The organism is Uliginosibacterium paludis (genome assembly GCF_039631355.1).
Taxonomy (GTDB): Bacteria; Pseudomonadota; Gammaproteobacteria; order Burkholderiales; family Rhodocyclaceae; genus Uliginosibacterium; species Uliginosibacterium paludis.
In genome coordinates this window covers 236802-252254 of the sequence record NZ_JBDIVF010000002.1, presented here as the reverse complement: position 1 = coordinate 252254, position 15453 = coordinate 236802, and the positions used below count along the sequence as shown (strand labels likewise).

The window sequence follows — 15453 nt, the reverse complement described above, 5'->3', positions numbered from 1 at the left end:
TTCAGGGGAAGAGGATGTCGGTCGTCCAGCCGCCGTCTCCGGCAGGGCGATACACCACGCGTTCATGCAGGCGGAAGGGTTTGTCGCGCCAGAACTCGATCTTCGTCGGAATCACGCGGAAGCCGCTCCAGAATTCCGGCCGCGGAATTTCACCGATGCCGAATTTCAGCGCAAATCTGGCCACCCGCTGCTCCAGATCGAAGCGGCCCGTCATCGGCTGCGACTGCTTCGAGGCCCAGGCACCGATGCGGGAGTCGCGCGCGCGGCTGGCATAGTAGGCGTCGGCCTCCGCATCGCTGACCTGCTCCACCAGACCCTCGACGCGAACCTGGCGCTTGAGGGACTTCCAGTGGAAGCACAGCGCAGCCTTGGGGTGAGCCAGCAATTCCTGCCCTTTCTGGCTGCCGAAGTTGGTGTAGAAGACGAAGCCGCGTTCGTCGAAACCCTTGAGCAGCACCATGCGCACCGAGGGCATGCCGTCCGGGCCGACGGAAGCGATGGACATCGCATTGGGATCATTGGGTTCCGTCTTGCCGGCTTCGTCGAGCCATTCACGGAAAAGGTCGAAGGGAACTGCGTGCGCGATCGTATTCATCAGGTGCATCCTTGCAGCAGGGGCCGGCATCTCGCATGCCGGCCGGAACACCCGATTGTGCCTGCCTGGTCCGCTGCGGGCCAGTACCGCGACGGCTTCAGAACCCGAGACAGCGCAGCACCAGCGGTGCCGACTTGTGAAAGCCCTTTTCCGGCGTGCCGAGTTCGTAGATCGAACCGCTCGCGGTGCGGATGCGGCGGGTGGCCGGGTCGATCGAGGCGATCGGGCTGGTGCGGCCGCGTGCGATGCGCACCACCGCGCCGATGATGTGGTTGGGCGTGATCTGCAGGTTGTCGCTGCGGGCGCCCGAGAGCCGCCAGTTTTCGAGGCGCGCGCTGGCGGGCTCCAGCGAGAGGCAGACCGTGGGGATGAAGGGAAGCGGGTCGTTGGCGGGCTCGTCCTGCTCGCGGACCAGCAGGGTGGAAGGAAACTGGCTGTGGCCTGCGCTGCGGTATTCCCAGGCGTCCAGATCGAAGCAGGTGGTGGTCTGGGTGGACTGCTGCGAAGCCTGACTGGTTTGCATGGCGTGCTCTTCGTGCTGTGAACGGAACAGCACGATTTTATGGATCACCCTTTCGCAATAAGGGTTGTTCCACAGAGGCTGTGAATTATGTCACGGCAATATTTGCCGTTTGCCCGAGGGGGCAGATCGGCGAGGTGCAGACCCGCCATGAAGCGGGCCTGCGGAACGCGGCTCAGAGCAGCACGCGCTCGATGCCGCCGGCATTGGCCTGCCTGACATAGTCGGGCAGCCAGTTCTCGCCGAGGATGTTTTTCGCCAGTTCGATCACGATGTAGTCGGTGTCGAGCTTGTCCACATCTTCCTTGTAGCGTTGCAGGCCTTGCAGGCAGGCCGGGCAGGAGGTGAGTACCTTCAGCTCGCCATCGAAGCCATCGGCGCGCAGCTTGTCGGCACCCTTCACGAGTTCCTCTTCCTTGCGGAAGCGCACCTGGGTGGAGATGTCCGGGCGGGCGACGGCCAGCGTGCCGGATTCGCCGCAGCAGCGGTCCGACTTCTCGATCTTCGCCTGACCCGCCACACCCGTGATCAGGGCGTTCACGGTCTTGAGGGGATCCTGCTGCTTCATCGGGCTGTGGCAGGGATCGTGGTACATGTAGCGGGTGCCGGACACGCCTTCGAGTTTCACACCCTTTTCGAGCAGGAACTCATGGATGTCCACCAGGCGACAGCCGGGGAAGATCTTCTCGAACTGATACTTGGTGAGCTGATCGAAGCAGGTGCCGCAGCTGACCACCACGGTCTTGATGTCGAGGTAGTTGAGCGTGTTGGCCACACGGTGGAAGAGCACCCGGTTGTCGGTGGTGATCTTTTCGGCCTGATCGTCCTGCCCCGATCCGCGCTGCGGATAGCCGCAGCACAGGTAACCGGGCGGCAGCACCGTCTGCACGCCGACGTGATAGAGCATGGCCTGCGTCGCGAGCCCGACCTGCGAGAAGAGGCGCTCGGAGCCGCAGCCAGGGAAGTAGAACACCGCTTCCGAATCGACCTTGGTTTTCTGCGGATCGCGGATTACCGGCACGACGTGATCGTCTTCAATGTCGAGCAGCGCACGCGAAGTCTTCTTCGGCAGGTTGCCCGGCATCTTCTTGTTCACGAAGTGGATCACCTGCGCCTTGATCGCCGGCTTGCCGAGCGAGGCGGGCGGCTGCTTTGTGCTGCCTTTGCTGAACGGGCGTAGCAGATCCACGCCCAGGCGTTGCGCCTTGTAGGCCCACTCGATCGAGACCTTGCGCAGGAACTTGATCTTTTCCGGCGAGGTGGTGTTGAGGAAGGCCATGGCCAGGGTCTTGGCCGGGTTGAAGCTCTGCTTGCCCATCTTGCGCAGGAGGCTGCGCATCGCCATCGACACGTCGCCGAAGTCGATGTCCACCGGGCAGGGCGTGTAGCACTTGTGGCAGATCGTGCAGTGGTCGCCCACATCCTCGAATTCTTCCCAGTGCTTGATCGAGACGCCGCGGCGGGTCTGCTCTTCATACAGGAAGGCTTCGATCAGGAGAGACGTGGCGAGGATCTTGTTGCGCGGCGAGTAGAGCAGGTTCGCGCGTGGCACATGCGTGGAGCAGACCGGCTTGCACTTGCCGCAACGCAGGCAGTCCTTCACCGAAGCGGAGATCGCGCCGATGTCGCTCTGCTGCATGATCAGCGACTCGTGGCCCATCAGGTTGAAGGAGGGCGTGTAGGCGTTGCGCAGGTCGGCACCCGGCATCAGCTTGCCGGCGTTGAAGCGGCCTTCCGGGTCCACCTTCTGCTTGTAGGCATGGAAGGGGGCGAGCTCCTCTTCGGTGAGGAACTCATACTTGGTAATGCCAATGCCATGCTCTCCGGAGATCACGCCACCCAGGCCACGCGCGAGATGCATGATGCGTTCGACGGCGGCATAGGCTTCCTGCAGCATCTCGTAATGATCGGAGTTCACCGGCAGGTTGGTGTGCACATTGCCGTCGCCGGCGTGCATGTGCAGCGCCACGAACACGCGGCCACGCAGTACTTCCTTGTGGATCGCCTCCAGGCGCTCGATGACCGGCCGGTAGGTGTTGCCCTCGAAGATCTCTTCGATGGCGGCCTTCAGTTCGGTCTTCCAGGAGATGCGAACGGAATAATCCTGCAGCCTGTGGAAGAGGCGCAGTTCGTCGGCCTTGTTTTGCAGCGTGCCGGCGTTGATGCCCAGCTCCGCGAATTTCGCTTCGGCCTCGGCAAGCGGCAGGTCCAGATGCTCGAGGATCCAGGTCCAGCGCGTGTTGATGGTGTCGATGACTTCCAGCGCACGCAGGCGGCGGTCGCCGATCAGCTCGTCCTTTTCCAGCGCCGACTCGTATTCGCGCAGCGGCAGGTCGCCGCGGAAGAAGCGGTCGATCGCCTGGACCAGGCGCAGCTTGTTGCGGATCGAGAGTTCGATGTTGATGCGCTCGATGCCATCGCAATAATCGCCCATGCGCGGCAGCGGGATCACCACGTCTTCATTCACCTTGAAGGCGTTGGTGTGCTTGGCGATCGCCGCGGTGCGCGAGCGGTCGAGCCAGAATTTCTTGCGGGTTTCGGCGGTGACGGCGATGAAGCCCTCCGCGCCGCGTGCATTGCACAGGCGCACGACTTCGGAGGCCGCCTGGGCGACCGCGTTTTCATCGTCACCGACGATGTCGCCGATCAGCACCATCTTCGGCCGGCCATGGCGCTTGGCCTTGGTGGCGTAGCCCACCGCCCGCACATAGCGCTCATCCAGGTGCTCAAGGCCGGCGAGCATCACGCGGTTGTTGCCGGTCTTGGGCAGGGTTTCGATGAAATCCTTGATCTCGACGATCGCCGGCACCGCTTCGCGTACCTGGCTGAAGAATTCCAGGCAGACCGTGCGGGTGTGCGGCGGCAGCTTGTGCAGCAGCCAGCGGGCGCTGGTGATGATGCCGTCGGTGCCTTCCTTCTGGATGCCGGGCAGGCCGCCGAGGAATTTGTCGGTCACGTCCTTGCCCAGCCCCACCTTGCGGAAACGTTCGCCGGGAATCGTCAGGAATTCTTCGCCGAGCAGCTTCTTGCCGGAGGCGTCAAAGCGCTTCAGGCGGAACAGCACCTCGGCCTGATCGTGGATCTTGCCGAGGTTGTGGTTGAGACGCTCGACTTCGAGCCAGTTGCCGTCCGGCGTGACCATGCGCCAGGACGCGAGGTTGTCGAGCGCCGTGCCCCACAGCACCGCCTTCTTGCCGCCGGCGTTCATCGCGATGTTGCCGCCGATGCAGGACGCGTCCGCCGAGGTCGGGTCGCAGGCAAAGACCAGGCCGTTGTGCTCGGCCAGATCCATCACCCGCCGCGTGACCACGCCGGCACCGGTAAAGACGGTGGCATAGGGCTGGTCCACGCCGGGCAGCGAGGTCTGGCTGTCGACTTCGCCGATATCGATGAGCTTTTCGGTGTTGATGACAACGGAATTGGCTGTGAGCGGTACGGCGCCGCCGGTGTAACCGGTGCCGCCGCCCCGCGGAATGATGGTGAGGCCCAGCTCGATGCAGCTGCGCACCAGATGGCCGATTTCCTCTTCGGTGTCGGGATAGAGCACGACGAAGGGGAATTCCACGCGCCAGTCGGTGGCGTCGGTCACATGGGCGACGCGGGCATAGCCATCGAAGGCGATGTTGTCGCGCCGGGTGTGTTTCGATAGCAGGCGCAGCGCGCGCGCGCGCAGGCTGGCGGTGCGCTCGAAATGGGCTGCAAAGGCATCCACGGCCTTGTTGGCGGCCGCGACCAGCAGGCCGACTTTCTCGCTGCGGTCCGCGTCTTCGGAGCGGGAGTCGAGGCGACGTTTCTCGACTTCGTTGAGGCGATGGCGCAGGGCGTCGAGCAAGGCCTTGCGGCGACCCGGGTTGTCGAGCAGGTCGTCTTCCAGATAGGGGTTGCGCTGCACCACCCAGATGTCGCCCAGCACTTCGTAGAGCATGCGTGCGGAGCGACCGGTGACGCGCTCGGTGCGCAGGCTGTCCAGCACGGACCACATCTCGTCGCCCAGCAGGCGGATCACGATCTCGCGGTCGGAGAAGGAGGTGTAGTTGTACGGAATCTCGCGCAGGCGCACGGGGGCCGGGGCGGTCATGAACTCGGGTGCAACTTGCATGGTCGGGGGGCGCTCTGTGGGGAAGGCTTGCCGGGGGCTGGCAGGCGGCCCATTTTAGGGCTTTGCGCGGGCAAAGGCGACCCGCACGACATTGGGGGGAATGCTGACCGGCGTGGCCGCCGGCCTCCGGCTCAGGTGGCGGCAGCCATCACCGCGATCTCGACGCGCCAGGCGGGGTCGGCGAGGCGCACCACCTGCACGCAGGCGCGCGCCGGGGCGCAGCCCGCCGGCAGCCAGGCCTCCCAGGCTTCGTTCATGCCGGCGTAGTCGGCCATGTCGGTGAGGTAGATCGTGGCCATCAGCAGCCGATCCTTGCAGGCGCCGGCGCGTTCCAGAGTCGCCTCCAGCGCCTTGAGCATCGAGGTGGTCTGCTCATGGATGCCGTCGGTTGCGCTGGCGGGGACTTCCACTGCCTGGACGATGCCGGCGAAGCAGGTTGCATCGGCGTAGCGGGCGGAGGGGTTGAGGCGGGTGATGGTCTGGGTCATGGCGGTTCAGGGGGTGGTGGAGGCTGCGTCGAGTACGCGGCCGAAACGCTCGGCGCCCATGAAGCCGACCACGCGCAGCGGGCGTCGTTCATCGGCCTGGCCGGGGGCGAAGAAAAGGATGCCGGGCGGCCCGTAGAGGCCGAAGCGCTTGAGCAGCTCGCGGTCGGCCGGCGTGTTGGCGGTCACGTCGGCCTGCAGCAGCGTGAAGCCGGCCAGACGGGCGGCCACATCAGGGTCGGTGAAGGTGCGGTGCTCCATTTCCTTGCAGCTCACGCACCAATCGGCATAGAAATCGAGCATCACCGGCCGGTCGCTGGCTGCAATCCGCTGATCCAGCTCGGCGCTGCTGCGGATGCGTTCGAAGGCGGGCTGAGCGGTCGCTGCGGCCGCGCTGCCACGCAGCCCTGCCAGCGGTTGCAGCGGGTCGCGGCTGCCGGCGAGCGCGCCGATGAAAATCGCCGCGCCGGCCAGCAGTGCCAGCAGGCCGAGGCCTTTCTGCAGGCGCTGCAGCGGGCGCGCGCCGGCCGGCAGGCTGTCGAGCGCGTGCAGGAAGAGCCCGCCCATGACCAGCAAGGTGGCCCAGCCCAGCATCGTCAGCAGCGGCGGCAGCACCGGGGCGACCAGATACAGCGCGGTGGCGAGCAGCAGGAAGCCGAAGAAGCGCTTCACGCCTTCCATCCAGGGACCGGGCTTGGGCAGGTAGCGGCGTGCGGCCACGCTGACTACCACCAGCGGCACGCCCATGCCGAGTCCGAGGGCGAACAGCGCCAGACCGCCGAGCAGTGCGTCGCCGGTGCGGGCGATGTAGAGCAGGGCGCCCACCAGCGGCGCGGTGACGCAGGGACCCACGATCAGGGCGGAGATGGCGCCCATGATGGCCAGCTGCGGCACCGAGCCGCCGTGATGATGGGCGCGGGTCGACAGCCGGTGCTGCCAGCGGGCCGGCAATTGCAGCTCCCAGGCGCCGAACATGGCCAGTGCGAGCAGTACGAAGAGCAGCGCGAAAGCGCCCAGCACCCACACGTTCTGCAGCCAGGTCGACAGCAGCTGACCGGAGAAGGCCGCGGCCACCCCGGCCAGGGCATAGGTGAGCGCCATGCTCAGCACATAGGCGAGCGAGAGCGTCAGCGCGCGGCGCGTGCTGATGCGGTGACCGTGACCGACGATGATGCCGGAGAGGATCGGCACCATCGGCAGCACGCAGGGGGTGAAGCAGAGCAGCAGCCCGACGCCGAAGAAGCTGGCGAGGATCAGCGCGAGCTTGCCTTCGCCCAGCAGGCGGGCGACGCCGTCGGCATCCTCGGTGGAGGCCGCGGCGGCGTCCGTCGAGGCCGCTCCGGGGGCGACGGCTGCCGTCACGACGGCCGCGGGCGTGTCGATCCGCAGGTCCTGCGCGGGCTGGTCCAGCCCGGCGATCAGCGAGTGGCCCGGCTTCTGGAGCGCGGTGGACATGTTGGCGAGCCTGAGCTCGACCGGAACTTCGCTGGGCGGATAGCAGATGCCGAAATCGGCACAGCCCTGATGCAGCACGGTGAGGGTGAGCGGGCCGGTGGCGGGCCGGGTCAGGCGCAGCGTGAGCTGCAGGCTGTCGCGATAGATCGGCTGCTTGCCGAAGAAGCGGTCTTCATGTGGCAGGCCTTCGGGCAGCGTGTAGGCGGCGAGCGCGTTGTCGCCGGGGGCGAGGCGGAAGCCCAGCTTGTCGCGGTAGAGGTAGTAGCCCGGCGCGATGGCGAAGCGCACCTCGACGGTCTGCTCGTCAATCAGGCTCGCACTGAGCCGGTAGGCCTGCTCGGGCGGGAGCGGTTCGGGGGCGGCGGCCAGCACGAGGCGGGCAAGACACGACAGGGCGAGGCTGAGCAGTAGGGCAGGGAGCAGGCGCTTCATTCGGCTCGGGTTTCCTGACTGACCCAGCCCAGATACGCGGGCAGGCCGGCGCTCACGGGCAGGGCAATGATTTCGGGTACTTCATAAGGGTGCAGTTCGCTCAGGGCGGCAGACAGCGCGGCGAAGCATGCAGCGGTGGTCTTGATCAGCAGCGGAATCTCGTGCTGCGTCTCGACCTCGCCCTGCCACCGATAGACCGAGAGGCAGGGATGGAGGATGTTGACACAGGCCGCGAGCCGGCGTTCCACCAGTGCGCGGGCGATGCGCTCCGCGCAGCCGGCATCGGGCACGTTGCAGAGCACGACGAGGGCTTCAGTCATGGGGCGGCACCAGGGGCGCGGGCGGTGTCTGGTGCGGTGCTTCGAGCGGCAGCAGGATGCGGAAGGTGCTGCCTTCGCCCGGTGTCGAGCTGACCTTGATGCTGCCGCCCAGCACCGTGGTGACGATGCGGTGCACGATCGAGAGCCCCAGTCCGGAGCCGCCGCTGCCCAGCCGCGTGGTGAAGAAGGGGTCAAAGATCCGCGGCAGGTGTTCGGCGCTGATGCCGCTGCCATTGTCCGAGATGCGCAGCTCTGCCTCGTGTTCGCCGCTCAGCAGCGCTTCGATGCGGATGCTGCCCTGGGCCACGTCGGCCAGGCCGTGGATCAGCGCGTTCTGGACCAGATTGACGATCACCTGCCCCAGCGGGCCGGGGTAGCTGTCCATCGTGATGGCCTTGTCGAGCAGCACCTTGAGCTCGACCGGACGGTGGCGCAGCGAGGGGCGCAGGGTGTTGAGCACATCATTGACGAGCTCATCGAGCATGAACCTGCGGCGGCGTTCGGAGCTCTGGTCCACGGCCACCTGCTTGAAGCTGGTCACCAGTTCGGCGGCGCGCTCCAGGCTGCGGGTGAGCAGGCCGCTGCCCTGGTCGAGATCGTCGAGGAACTCATCGAGCGCGCTGCGGGTGAGCGGGCCGTCGTGCAGGCGGCGGCGGAAGCCCTGGACCTGGTCATGCAGCGAGCTGCCGAGTGTCAGCGCATTGCCCAGCGGCGTGTTCAGCTCGTGCGAGATGCCCGCCACCATCGAGCCCAGCGAGGCCATGGTTTCAAAGTGAACCAGCTCGTCGCGGGTCAGCTTGAGGGTGCCCAGCGAGGCTTCCAGCGAGGCGTTTGCACGGGCCAGCTCGGCGGTGCGTTCCGCCACCCGCTGCTCGAGTCGCGCGTTGAGCTCGATCAGGCTGGCTTCTGCCTGCAGCTGCTCGGTGATATCGACATAGGCGCTGAAGATGCAGGTGACCCGTGCATACTCGATGATCCGGCAGTGCGAGAGGAAGTGCCGGATCTTGCCGTTGCGCAGCCGGAAGCGCACGGGCAGGTTGTCGATGCGGCCGTCCCGCTTGAGCACGGCGAGGTAGTCCGCCCGCTCGGCATCGGAGACCCAGCCGTTGATGTCGCGCGTCGTGCGGCCCAGCACTTCATCGCGTGACCAGCCGGAAACGCGCTCCCAGGTCGCATTCACCTCGAGATGGACGCCATCGGCCAGGCGCACGATGGAGACCGGCACCGGCGTCAGCGCGAACAGGGTATTGAAGTGCGAGGGGCCGGAGCCGGGCGCACCGGGCTCCTCGGGCAGCAGCAGGCTGCTCGTGCTGCGCCGCTCGCTGGCGAGCATCGTCTGGCGGAAGAGGTAGAGCAGCACCAGCACTACCACCAGACAGAGCAGGCCGATGGACCACAGCAGCGGGCCCGAGACGTCCTGGCCGCTGCCGTGGTTGGCGCGGGCCAGCGCAGGCATGAGCAGCAGCCCGGCCGCCGCGTGGCGAGCCGGTGTCATGCCTGGCAGTCCGGCCTGCGACAACTCAGAGCACCGGCACGGTCTGGGCGAAGCTGGGGCGCTCCGAGAGACGGGCCACGAAGGCCGCCACGCCGGGATGCCTGCTGCGCCAGTCGAAGCTGCCGAGGCGGAAATCGAGCCAGAGCAGCGCACAGCCGACGGCGATGTCGGCGCGCGAGAGCGCGTCGCCGCGCAGCCATTCCCGGCCCTGGATGCGTTTTTCCAGCTCGCCGAGGCTGCGCAGGATCTTGCCGCGCTGGCGCTCCATGGCTTCGGGCATCTGCTTGTCTTCGGGTCGCCGTGTTTCCAGAAACCAGGCCACGCCCGCGTCCACGATGCCGTCGGCGAGGGCTTCGATCTGGCGGATGCGCACGCACTCCATGGCATCGGCGGGCAGCTCGGGGGCATAGACGCCCAGGGTTTCGAGGTAGTCCGCGATCACCGGCGAATCGAAGAATACCTCGCCGTCATTGGTGACGAGCGCCGGTACCTTGCCCAGCGGGTTGAAGTCCGGAACATGGGTGGTGGCTTCCCACGGCGAGTCGAGTACCAGCTCGAAGGGGATGCCTTTTTCGAGCAGCAGCACGCGGATCTTGCGCACGTAGGGACTGGTCAGCGAGGCGATGAGTTTCATGTCGGAAGCTCCACAGGTTTGCAGCGGAAAATCTGGCGAGGGCGGCTGCGCCGCGCCGGCAAGGTCGCATCATCGCCCTTGCCGGGCGTGCGGCAGATCAGGTGTGTCCCTCTTCCGGCTCGCCGCATTCGCAGGCGGCGCGGTTGATGATGTCGCGCAGGACGTGCAGGCGGCCATGGAAGAAGTGGTCGGCGCCGGGCACGACGATGACCGGCACCTCGAGCGGCTCGGCCCAGGCCAGCACGTTTTCGAGCCGGACGGTTTCATCCTTCGAGCCGTGAATGACCAGGGTATCCGGCCCGACCGCCTCGGTGTCGTACTGGCGGGCGCCTTCGACGAAGCCGGCTGCGGTGCCGACGAGGATCAGCCAGCTGGCCGGGTGCCCCGCTTCGGCCAGGCGGCGGGCGACGCGGGTCTGCACGAAGGCGCCGAAGGAAAAGCCGGCGAGCACGACCGGGCTGCTATCGTCCAGCTCCCAGTTGGCGCGGGCCCAGTCCAGCACGGCCCGCATGTCGGCCGTTTCGGCGCCACCGTTGTCATGGGCGCCTTCCGAGCGGCCCACCCCGCGGAAGTTCGGTCGCAGCGCGATGTAGCCGAGGTCGCGGAGCGTGCGGGCGAGCGTGTGGGCGACCTTGTTGGTGTTGGCGCCGCCGAAGAGCGGATGCGGATGGCAGACCAGGGCCACGCCGCGTGCCTGTTGCGGCGCGTCGACGAGCAGTTCGATGGTGCCGTCCGGCCCGTCGATGAGCAGGGTTTCGGTGGGCAGCGCCTTCATCGCTTGAGGCGCTCCACCACGCGGCCGTGCTGCAGGTGCTCGGTGATGATTTCGTCGATGTCTTCGCGGTCGACGAAGGTGTACCAGACGCCTTCGGGATAGACGACCAGCACCGGGCCGTCGTCACAGCGGCCGAGGCAGCCGGCCTTGTTGATGCGGATGCTGCCCTTGCCGGCCAGGCCCAGTTCGCGGATGCGGTCCTTGGCATAGGCCTGGAGCTCGCTCGCGCCGTGGTTCTCACAGCTGGCATCGGGAGCTGCGCGCTTGTTGCAGCAGAAGAAGACGTGGTGTTCGAAGAACTGGCTCATGGGGTCAATACCGTTCGGTCGGGTGATGGGCATGCCTGCCCGCTGTGTCCGCACGGGCCCGGCTCGCGAAGAGGCCGGAGCAATGACCGGCGGCAGCCTTCGGGAGACCGTGCACCTTCCTTCTCATTTGCCGCCTTCGGCCGCGCTCGGGAGCGGTCCGGCGCGCGGCCTGTCCGTCATGTGCGGCCTGTCGGGGCAGGCGCGGCCGGTCGGGCGCTGGCACGGGATCGCGAGCGGACTTTCAGGAACTGCGCAGGCTCATGGGGTCGGTTGTCGTGTATCGGGCGGGTCGCCCATTATAGGCAGACTGCCTTCGCCCCGGGATCGTCCTCAGCCCGGCAGCGGTCGCCGTGCGAGCCAGCGTTCGAGGGTCTGGCGCAGGGCTTCGAGCGCGATCGGCTTGGTCAGGTAGTCGTCCATGCCGGCTTCGAGTGCTGCCGCATGGTCGCTGGCCATGGCGTCGGCACTGCAGCCCACGATGTGTGCCTCGATGCCGCGGGCGCGCAGCGCGCGGGTGGCACTCAGCCCGTCCATCTTCGGCATGTGGGTGTCCATCAGGATCAGGTCGAAGCGGGCCTGCTGGCAGCAGTCGAGAGCCTCCAGACCGTCCCGCGCGGTGCGTGCTTCGCTGGCGCCGAGTTTGCGCAGCAGCTTGCCCAGCACCATGATGTTCACGGTGTTGTCTTCCACGATCAGGATGCGCGCCTGGGCCGGAATGACGAGTTCGGGGCCGGCGCGCTCGGCGGGCGCGTCGGGTTCGGCAACGGCCTGGCCCAGCCAGATCTCGAACCAGAATTCGGCGCCCGCGCCCGGTTCGCTCACCAGCCCGATCTCGCCCTCCATGAGCTCGCAGAGCATGCGGCAGATCGACAGGCCCAGGCCGGTGCCCCCGAAACGCCGGGTGGTGGACATGTCGGCCTGCTCGAAGGGCGTGAAGATGTGGGCCTGCTTGTCCAGCGGAATGCCGATGCCGGTGTCACGCACCGAGAAGCGCAGCCGGCAGCGGGAATTGGCCCGGCCGACCTCCTGCACCGACACCTTGACGCTGCCGCTGGCGGTGAATTTCATGGCGTTGCCGACCAGATTCAGCAGGATCTGGCGCACCCGCACCGGGTCGCCGATCAGCGCATTGGAAACCGTGCCGTCGACGCGGCTCTCGAAGAGCAGACCTTTTTCGCGCGCCTGCAGCGAGAACAGGCGGCTCAGGTCGTCCAGCATCCGGTCCAGCCGGAAGCTGGTGGATTCGAGCTCCATCTTGCGCGCCTCGATCTTCGAGTAGTCGAGGATGTCGTTGATGATGGCCAGCAGCGCGTCGCCCGACGATCGCATGGTGCGCACGTAATCGCCCTGCTCGGCGTTGAGCGGCGTGGTTTCGAGCAGCTGCGCCATGCCGATGATGCCGTTCATGGGGGTGCGGATTTCGTGCGACATCATCGCCAGGAATTCGCCCTTGGCGCGGCTGGCGGCGGTGGCGGCGTCACGGGCGGCGATGAGTTCCTGCTCCGCGCGATGACGCTGGGTCACGTCGGTAAAGCAATACACTCGGCCGATCACCTGCTCGCCATGACGCGCCGGGCGTGACTTGCATTCGAAAATGCGGCCATCGACCAGCGGCACCGTGTCGAAGGTTTCCCGCGTCTCGTCGGCACCCAGTTCCATCAGATGCTTGGCATGCAGATCGGGCTGCGCGATGCGGGTCAGCATGTATTCGAGCAGGCGACCGTCTTCATGGCGCAGCAGCAGCTCGTCAGGCAGCTGCCACATCTTCGAGAAGCGCCGGTTCATGTTGGTGATCCGCTTCTGGCGGTCCAGCACGAGAATGCCGTCGGCGGTCGCTTCCAGCGTGGCCCGGAGCTGAGAGGTCATCAGCGCGAGCTCTTCCTCGGCGCGTTTCTGATCCGCAATGCTGCGCGCGCGCACCACGATCCAGCCCGGCTCGCCGGGCAGCCGGCTCACGCTCTTGAGCGTGGCCAGCATCTCGCCGTCGGCACGCTGGTGCAGGCCTTCGGCGTCGTTGAGTTCGGCACTGCCGCCATTGCGGACTTCTTCCCAGAAGAACACGTCGGAGAGTGCGCATTCGATGTCGGTGATCGGCCGCCCCACCAGCGCTTCGCGCGCATGGCCGAGTTCGCGCAGCGCGGCCGCGTTCGCCGCCACGATCTCCAGCGTGTCGGGCGCCACCAGCAGGAGGATTTCGCTGCTGGCATCAAGCAGGAGGGCTTCGGGTGAGGCGCTCATCGTGCCGGGCCGGCATTGCCGGCGTCGAAGAAATAGGTCACCCGGCGGCGCGGGCTGAGGTAGTCGAGTGCTGCGGCGGGCAGCTGCACCGGCCGGATCGCCTTGCTGATGTTGATGTCGGGCTCCTGTTCGAGGTCGATCATGATCGCCTCTTCCTTGGGCACGTCCGGGTCATAGACCAGCACCCACGGGCGCAGCGGCTTCTGCGGATTGACCGACTGCACGAGCCCCAGCGCCTCGTTGGAGAGCCGCACCACCGTGCCGGGCGGATACACGCCCAGATTCTTGATCATGAGCTGCAGCAGCTTGGCGTCGAACTTGCTGCGCCGCTGCGCGAACATCAGCGAGAGCGCTTCATGCGGCGTCAGCGCCTTGGCGAGGCTCAGCGGATTGCACAGGTTGTCGTAGTAATTGACCATCGAGACGACCCGCGCGAGCGGCAGGATCGCGTTGCCCGAAAGCCCCCGCGGATAACCGCTGCCGTCGGCCAGCTCATGATGCTGATAGATGACGGCCAGTACGCTGTCGGGCAGGCCGGCCTGCTTGCCGATGCGGATGCCGTAATCCACATGCATCCGGCGCAGCTCGATCTCGGAACTGGTGAGGTCTTCCGTTTTCTTCAATACCTTGTCCGGGATCTCGATCAGGCCCACGTCATGCAGCAGGGCTGCGAGCCCGAGCGTGCGGCCATCCTCCACCGGCATGCCCATCTCGCGGGCGAGCATCATGGCGAGGATCGAAGTGTTGAGCCCGTGGTAGTAAACCTCCTCGCCGCCGGCCTTGGCGCCCATCACATGCAGGGTCAGCTCCGGTGCTTCGAGAAAGGCCGTCGCCATCTGGCGCACCAGTTCGCTGACTTCCTCCAGGCATTCCTTCGGCCGCGACAGGATGTTGCGGTTGATGTTGCGCATGATCGCCGCCGCCTTGGCGAAGGCCTTTTCCACATTCGCGATGCGCTCGCGCCGCTCCCGCAGCACGGCCGCCCGTGCCCGCTTGCTGCTCAGGGCCGGGTCTTCCGCGTCTGCCTGCGCTGGCTCGCTGACCGGTTCGGCGGCTTCGGCGACCGGCGCTGTGGCCGGAAACTGCGGCGCGTCGCTGCGGTCCGGGTCGTAGCGGAAGCGCTTGACGCCGAGCCCCCGCAGCGTCTGGATCTGATCCTCGCTGCGGATCTTGAAGCTGTTGAAGCTGAAGGGATGGCTGAACCAGGGCAGGTCGATATAGACGAACAGCCCGATCCCCAACTGGTCCGGCGTCACGAAATAGCTGGTTTCTGCCTGCTCGCGATTCATCCTGATGGTTCCTGTGAGCCTCTCGATCATCTGCAGGTAATCGGCAGGCGCGGCCGGAAGTTGACTGGCAACACCCGTCCGGCTGCGTCGGCCTCAAAAAAAACTTGCCCACGCAGGGAGCCTTTGCTATATTCCTCGGCTCACCGGCCAGTTAGCTCAGTTGGTAGAGCAGCGGATTGAAAATCCGCGTGTCCGTGGTTCGATTCCGCGACTGGCCACCAGGAATACCCGAAAAGCCCCGTCCCCGTGACGGGGCTTTTTCGTTTCCGCGCGCAGCTCCTTTCATTTCAGACCGGGCAGATTCCGTTCTCACCTGACCGTCGGGACGTTTGCGAAGCGGTGGCGCGCGCCAGCAGCCCGGCCCCGAACGTGGCCGGCCGCGCGCTCAGTCTGGCGTTGCCTCGCGGGCCAGTTCAAAACCCTCGTCGATCCAGCCTGTGATGCCGCCGGCCATGATTTTCACCGGGCGACCCAGCCGGGCGAGACGCAGCGCGCCGCGGGCGGCGCCGTTGCAGTGCGGCCCGGCGCAGTAGGTCACGAAGAGCGTCCCGGCCGGCCACTGGGCGAGCTTGTGCTCGACGAGCTTGCCGTGCGGCAGGTTGATGGCGCCCGGAACGTGGCCGCGGGCAAACAGCGCCGGGGAGCGGACATCAAGCAGGACAAAGTCTGCGCCGGCCGCCAGGCTTTCATGCACGTCCCAGCAGTCGGTCTCGAAGCTGAATCCGGCGGCGAAATGCGCTTCGGCAATTGAAGAAGGGGCGGCGGGAATGGTGCTGACTGCGGTGGGCATGGCGGGCTCCGTCTGTAA

At 66.5% G+C, this 15453-nt stretch carries 13 protein-coding genes and 1 tRNA gene; 1 reads left to right on the top strand and 13 read right to left on the bottom strand.

Features of this window, described 5'->3' with window-relative positions; all coding sequences use genetic code 11:
* Position 1: 1 nt before the first annotated feature.
* The 12 genes from pdxH to ABDB87_RS06105 form a co-directional block, all read right to left on the bottom strand.
* The gene (gene pdxH, locus ABDB87_RS06160) at positions 2–595 is read right to left on the bottom strand and encodes a pyridoxamine 5'-phosphate oxidase (RefSeq protein WP_345925087.1); all 594 of its coding nucleotides are present in this window, start codon (positions 593–595) and stop codon (positions 2–4) included.
* 97 nt (positions 596–692) lie between these two features.
* A complete protein-coding gene (locus tag ABDB87_RS06155; protein ID WP_345925086.1) occupies positions 693–1118 on the bottom strand; it encodes a hypothetical protein in 426 nt (141 codons plus the stop codon).
* A 172-nt stretch (positions 1119–1290) separates the two neighbouring features.
* Positions 1291–5214 carry a DUF3683 domain-containing protein gene (locus ABDB87_RS06150; RefSeq protein WP_345925085.1) on the bottom strand — a complete coding sequence of 1308 codons (3924 nt, stop codon included), beginning with the start codon at positions 5212–5214 and terminating at the stop codon, positions 1291–1293.
* 131 nt (positions 5215–5345) lie between these two features.
* On the bottom strand, positions 5346–5702 hold the full coding sequence (locus ABDB87_RS06145; RefSeq protein WP_345925084.1) for a RidA family protein: 357 nt from the start codon (positions 5700–5702) through the stop codon (positions 5346–5348).
* 6 nt (positions 5703–5708) lie between these two features.
* Complete coding sequence (gene dsbD, locus ABDB87_RS06140) at positions 5709–7586, bottom strand: protein-disulfide reductase DsbD (protein ID WP_345925083.1); 1878 nt, start codon at positions 7584–7586, stop codon at positions 5709–5711.
* Positions 7583–7906 carry a divalent-cation tolerance protein CutA gene (cutA, locus tag ABDB87_RS06135; RefSeq protein ID WP_345925082.1) on the bottom strand — a complete coding sequence of 108 codons (324 nt, stop codon included), beginning with the start codon at positions 7904–7906 and terminating at the stop codon, positions 7583–7585. Before cutA ends, dsbD begins: the two co-directional genes overlap by 4 nt.
* Positions 7899–9401 carry a sensor histidine kinase gene (locus tag ABDB87_RS06130; protein ID WP_345925081.1) on the bottom strand — a complete coding sequence of 501 codons (1503 nt, stop codon included), beginning with the start codon at positions 9399–9401 and terminating at the stop codon, positions 7899–7901. Before ABDB87_RS06130 ends, cutA begins: the two co-directional genes overlap by 8 nt.
* 25 nt (positions 9402–9426) lie before the next feature.
* A complete protein-coding gene (locus ABDB87_RS06125; RefSeq protein ID WP_345925080.1) occupies positions 9427–10035 on the bottom strand; it encodes a glutathione S-transferase in 609 nt (202 codons plus the stop codon).
* Positions 10036–10132: 97 nt separating this feature from the next.
* Positions 10133–10810, bottom strand: coding sequence for an alpha/beta hydrolase (locus tag ABDB87_RS06120; RefSeq protein ID WP_345925079.1), 678 nt, complete (start codon positions 10808–10810; stop codon positions 10133–10135).
* Complete coding sequence (locus ABDB87_RS06115; protein WP_345925078.1) at positions 10807–11118, bottom strand: (2Fe-2S) ferredoxin domain-containing protein; 312 nt, start codon at positions 11116–11118, stop codon at positions 10807–10809. Before ABDB87_RS06115 ends, ABDB87_RS06120 begins: the two co-directional genes overlap by 4 nt.
* 330 nt (positions 11119–11448) lie before the next feature.
* A complete protein-coding gene (locus ABDB87_RS06110; RefSeq protein WP_345925077.1) occupies positions 11449–13356 on the bottom strand; it encodes an ATP-binding protein in 1908 nt (635 codons plus the stop codon).
* Complete coding sequence (locus ABDB87_RS06105) at positions 13353–14645, bottom strand: HD-GYP domain-containing protein (RefSeq protein WP_345925076.1); 1293 nt, start codon at positions 14643–14645, stop codon at positions 13353–13355. The genes ABDB87_RS06110 and ABDB87_RS06105 overlap by 4 nt, the downstream gene beginning before the upstream one ends.
* A gap of 145 nt (positions 14646–14790) precedes the next feature.
* On the opposite strand from ABDB87_RS06105, the gene ABDB87_RS06100 reads away from it, so the two are divergent.
* A tRNA-Phe gene (locus tag ABDB87_RS06100) sits at positions 14791–14866 on the top strand.
* Positions 14867–15030: 164 nt separating this feature from the next.
* On the opposite strand, the gene ABDB87_RS06095 is transcribed toward ABDB87_RS06100, so the two are convergent.
* Positions 15031–15435 carry a rhodanese-like domain-containing protein gene (locus ABDB87_RS06095; RefSeq protein ID WP_345925075.1) on the bottom strand — a complete coding sequence of 135 codons (405 nt, stop codon included), beginning with the start codon at positions 15433–15435 and terminating at the stop codon, positions 15031–15033.
* Positions 15436–15453: the final 18 nt, after the last annotated feature.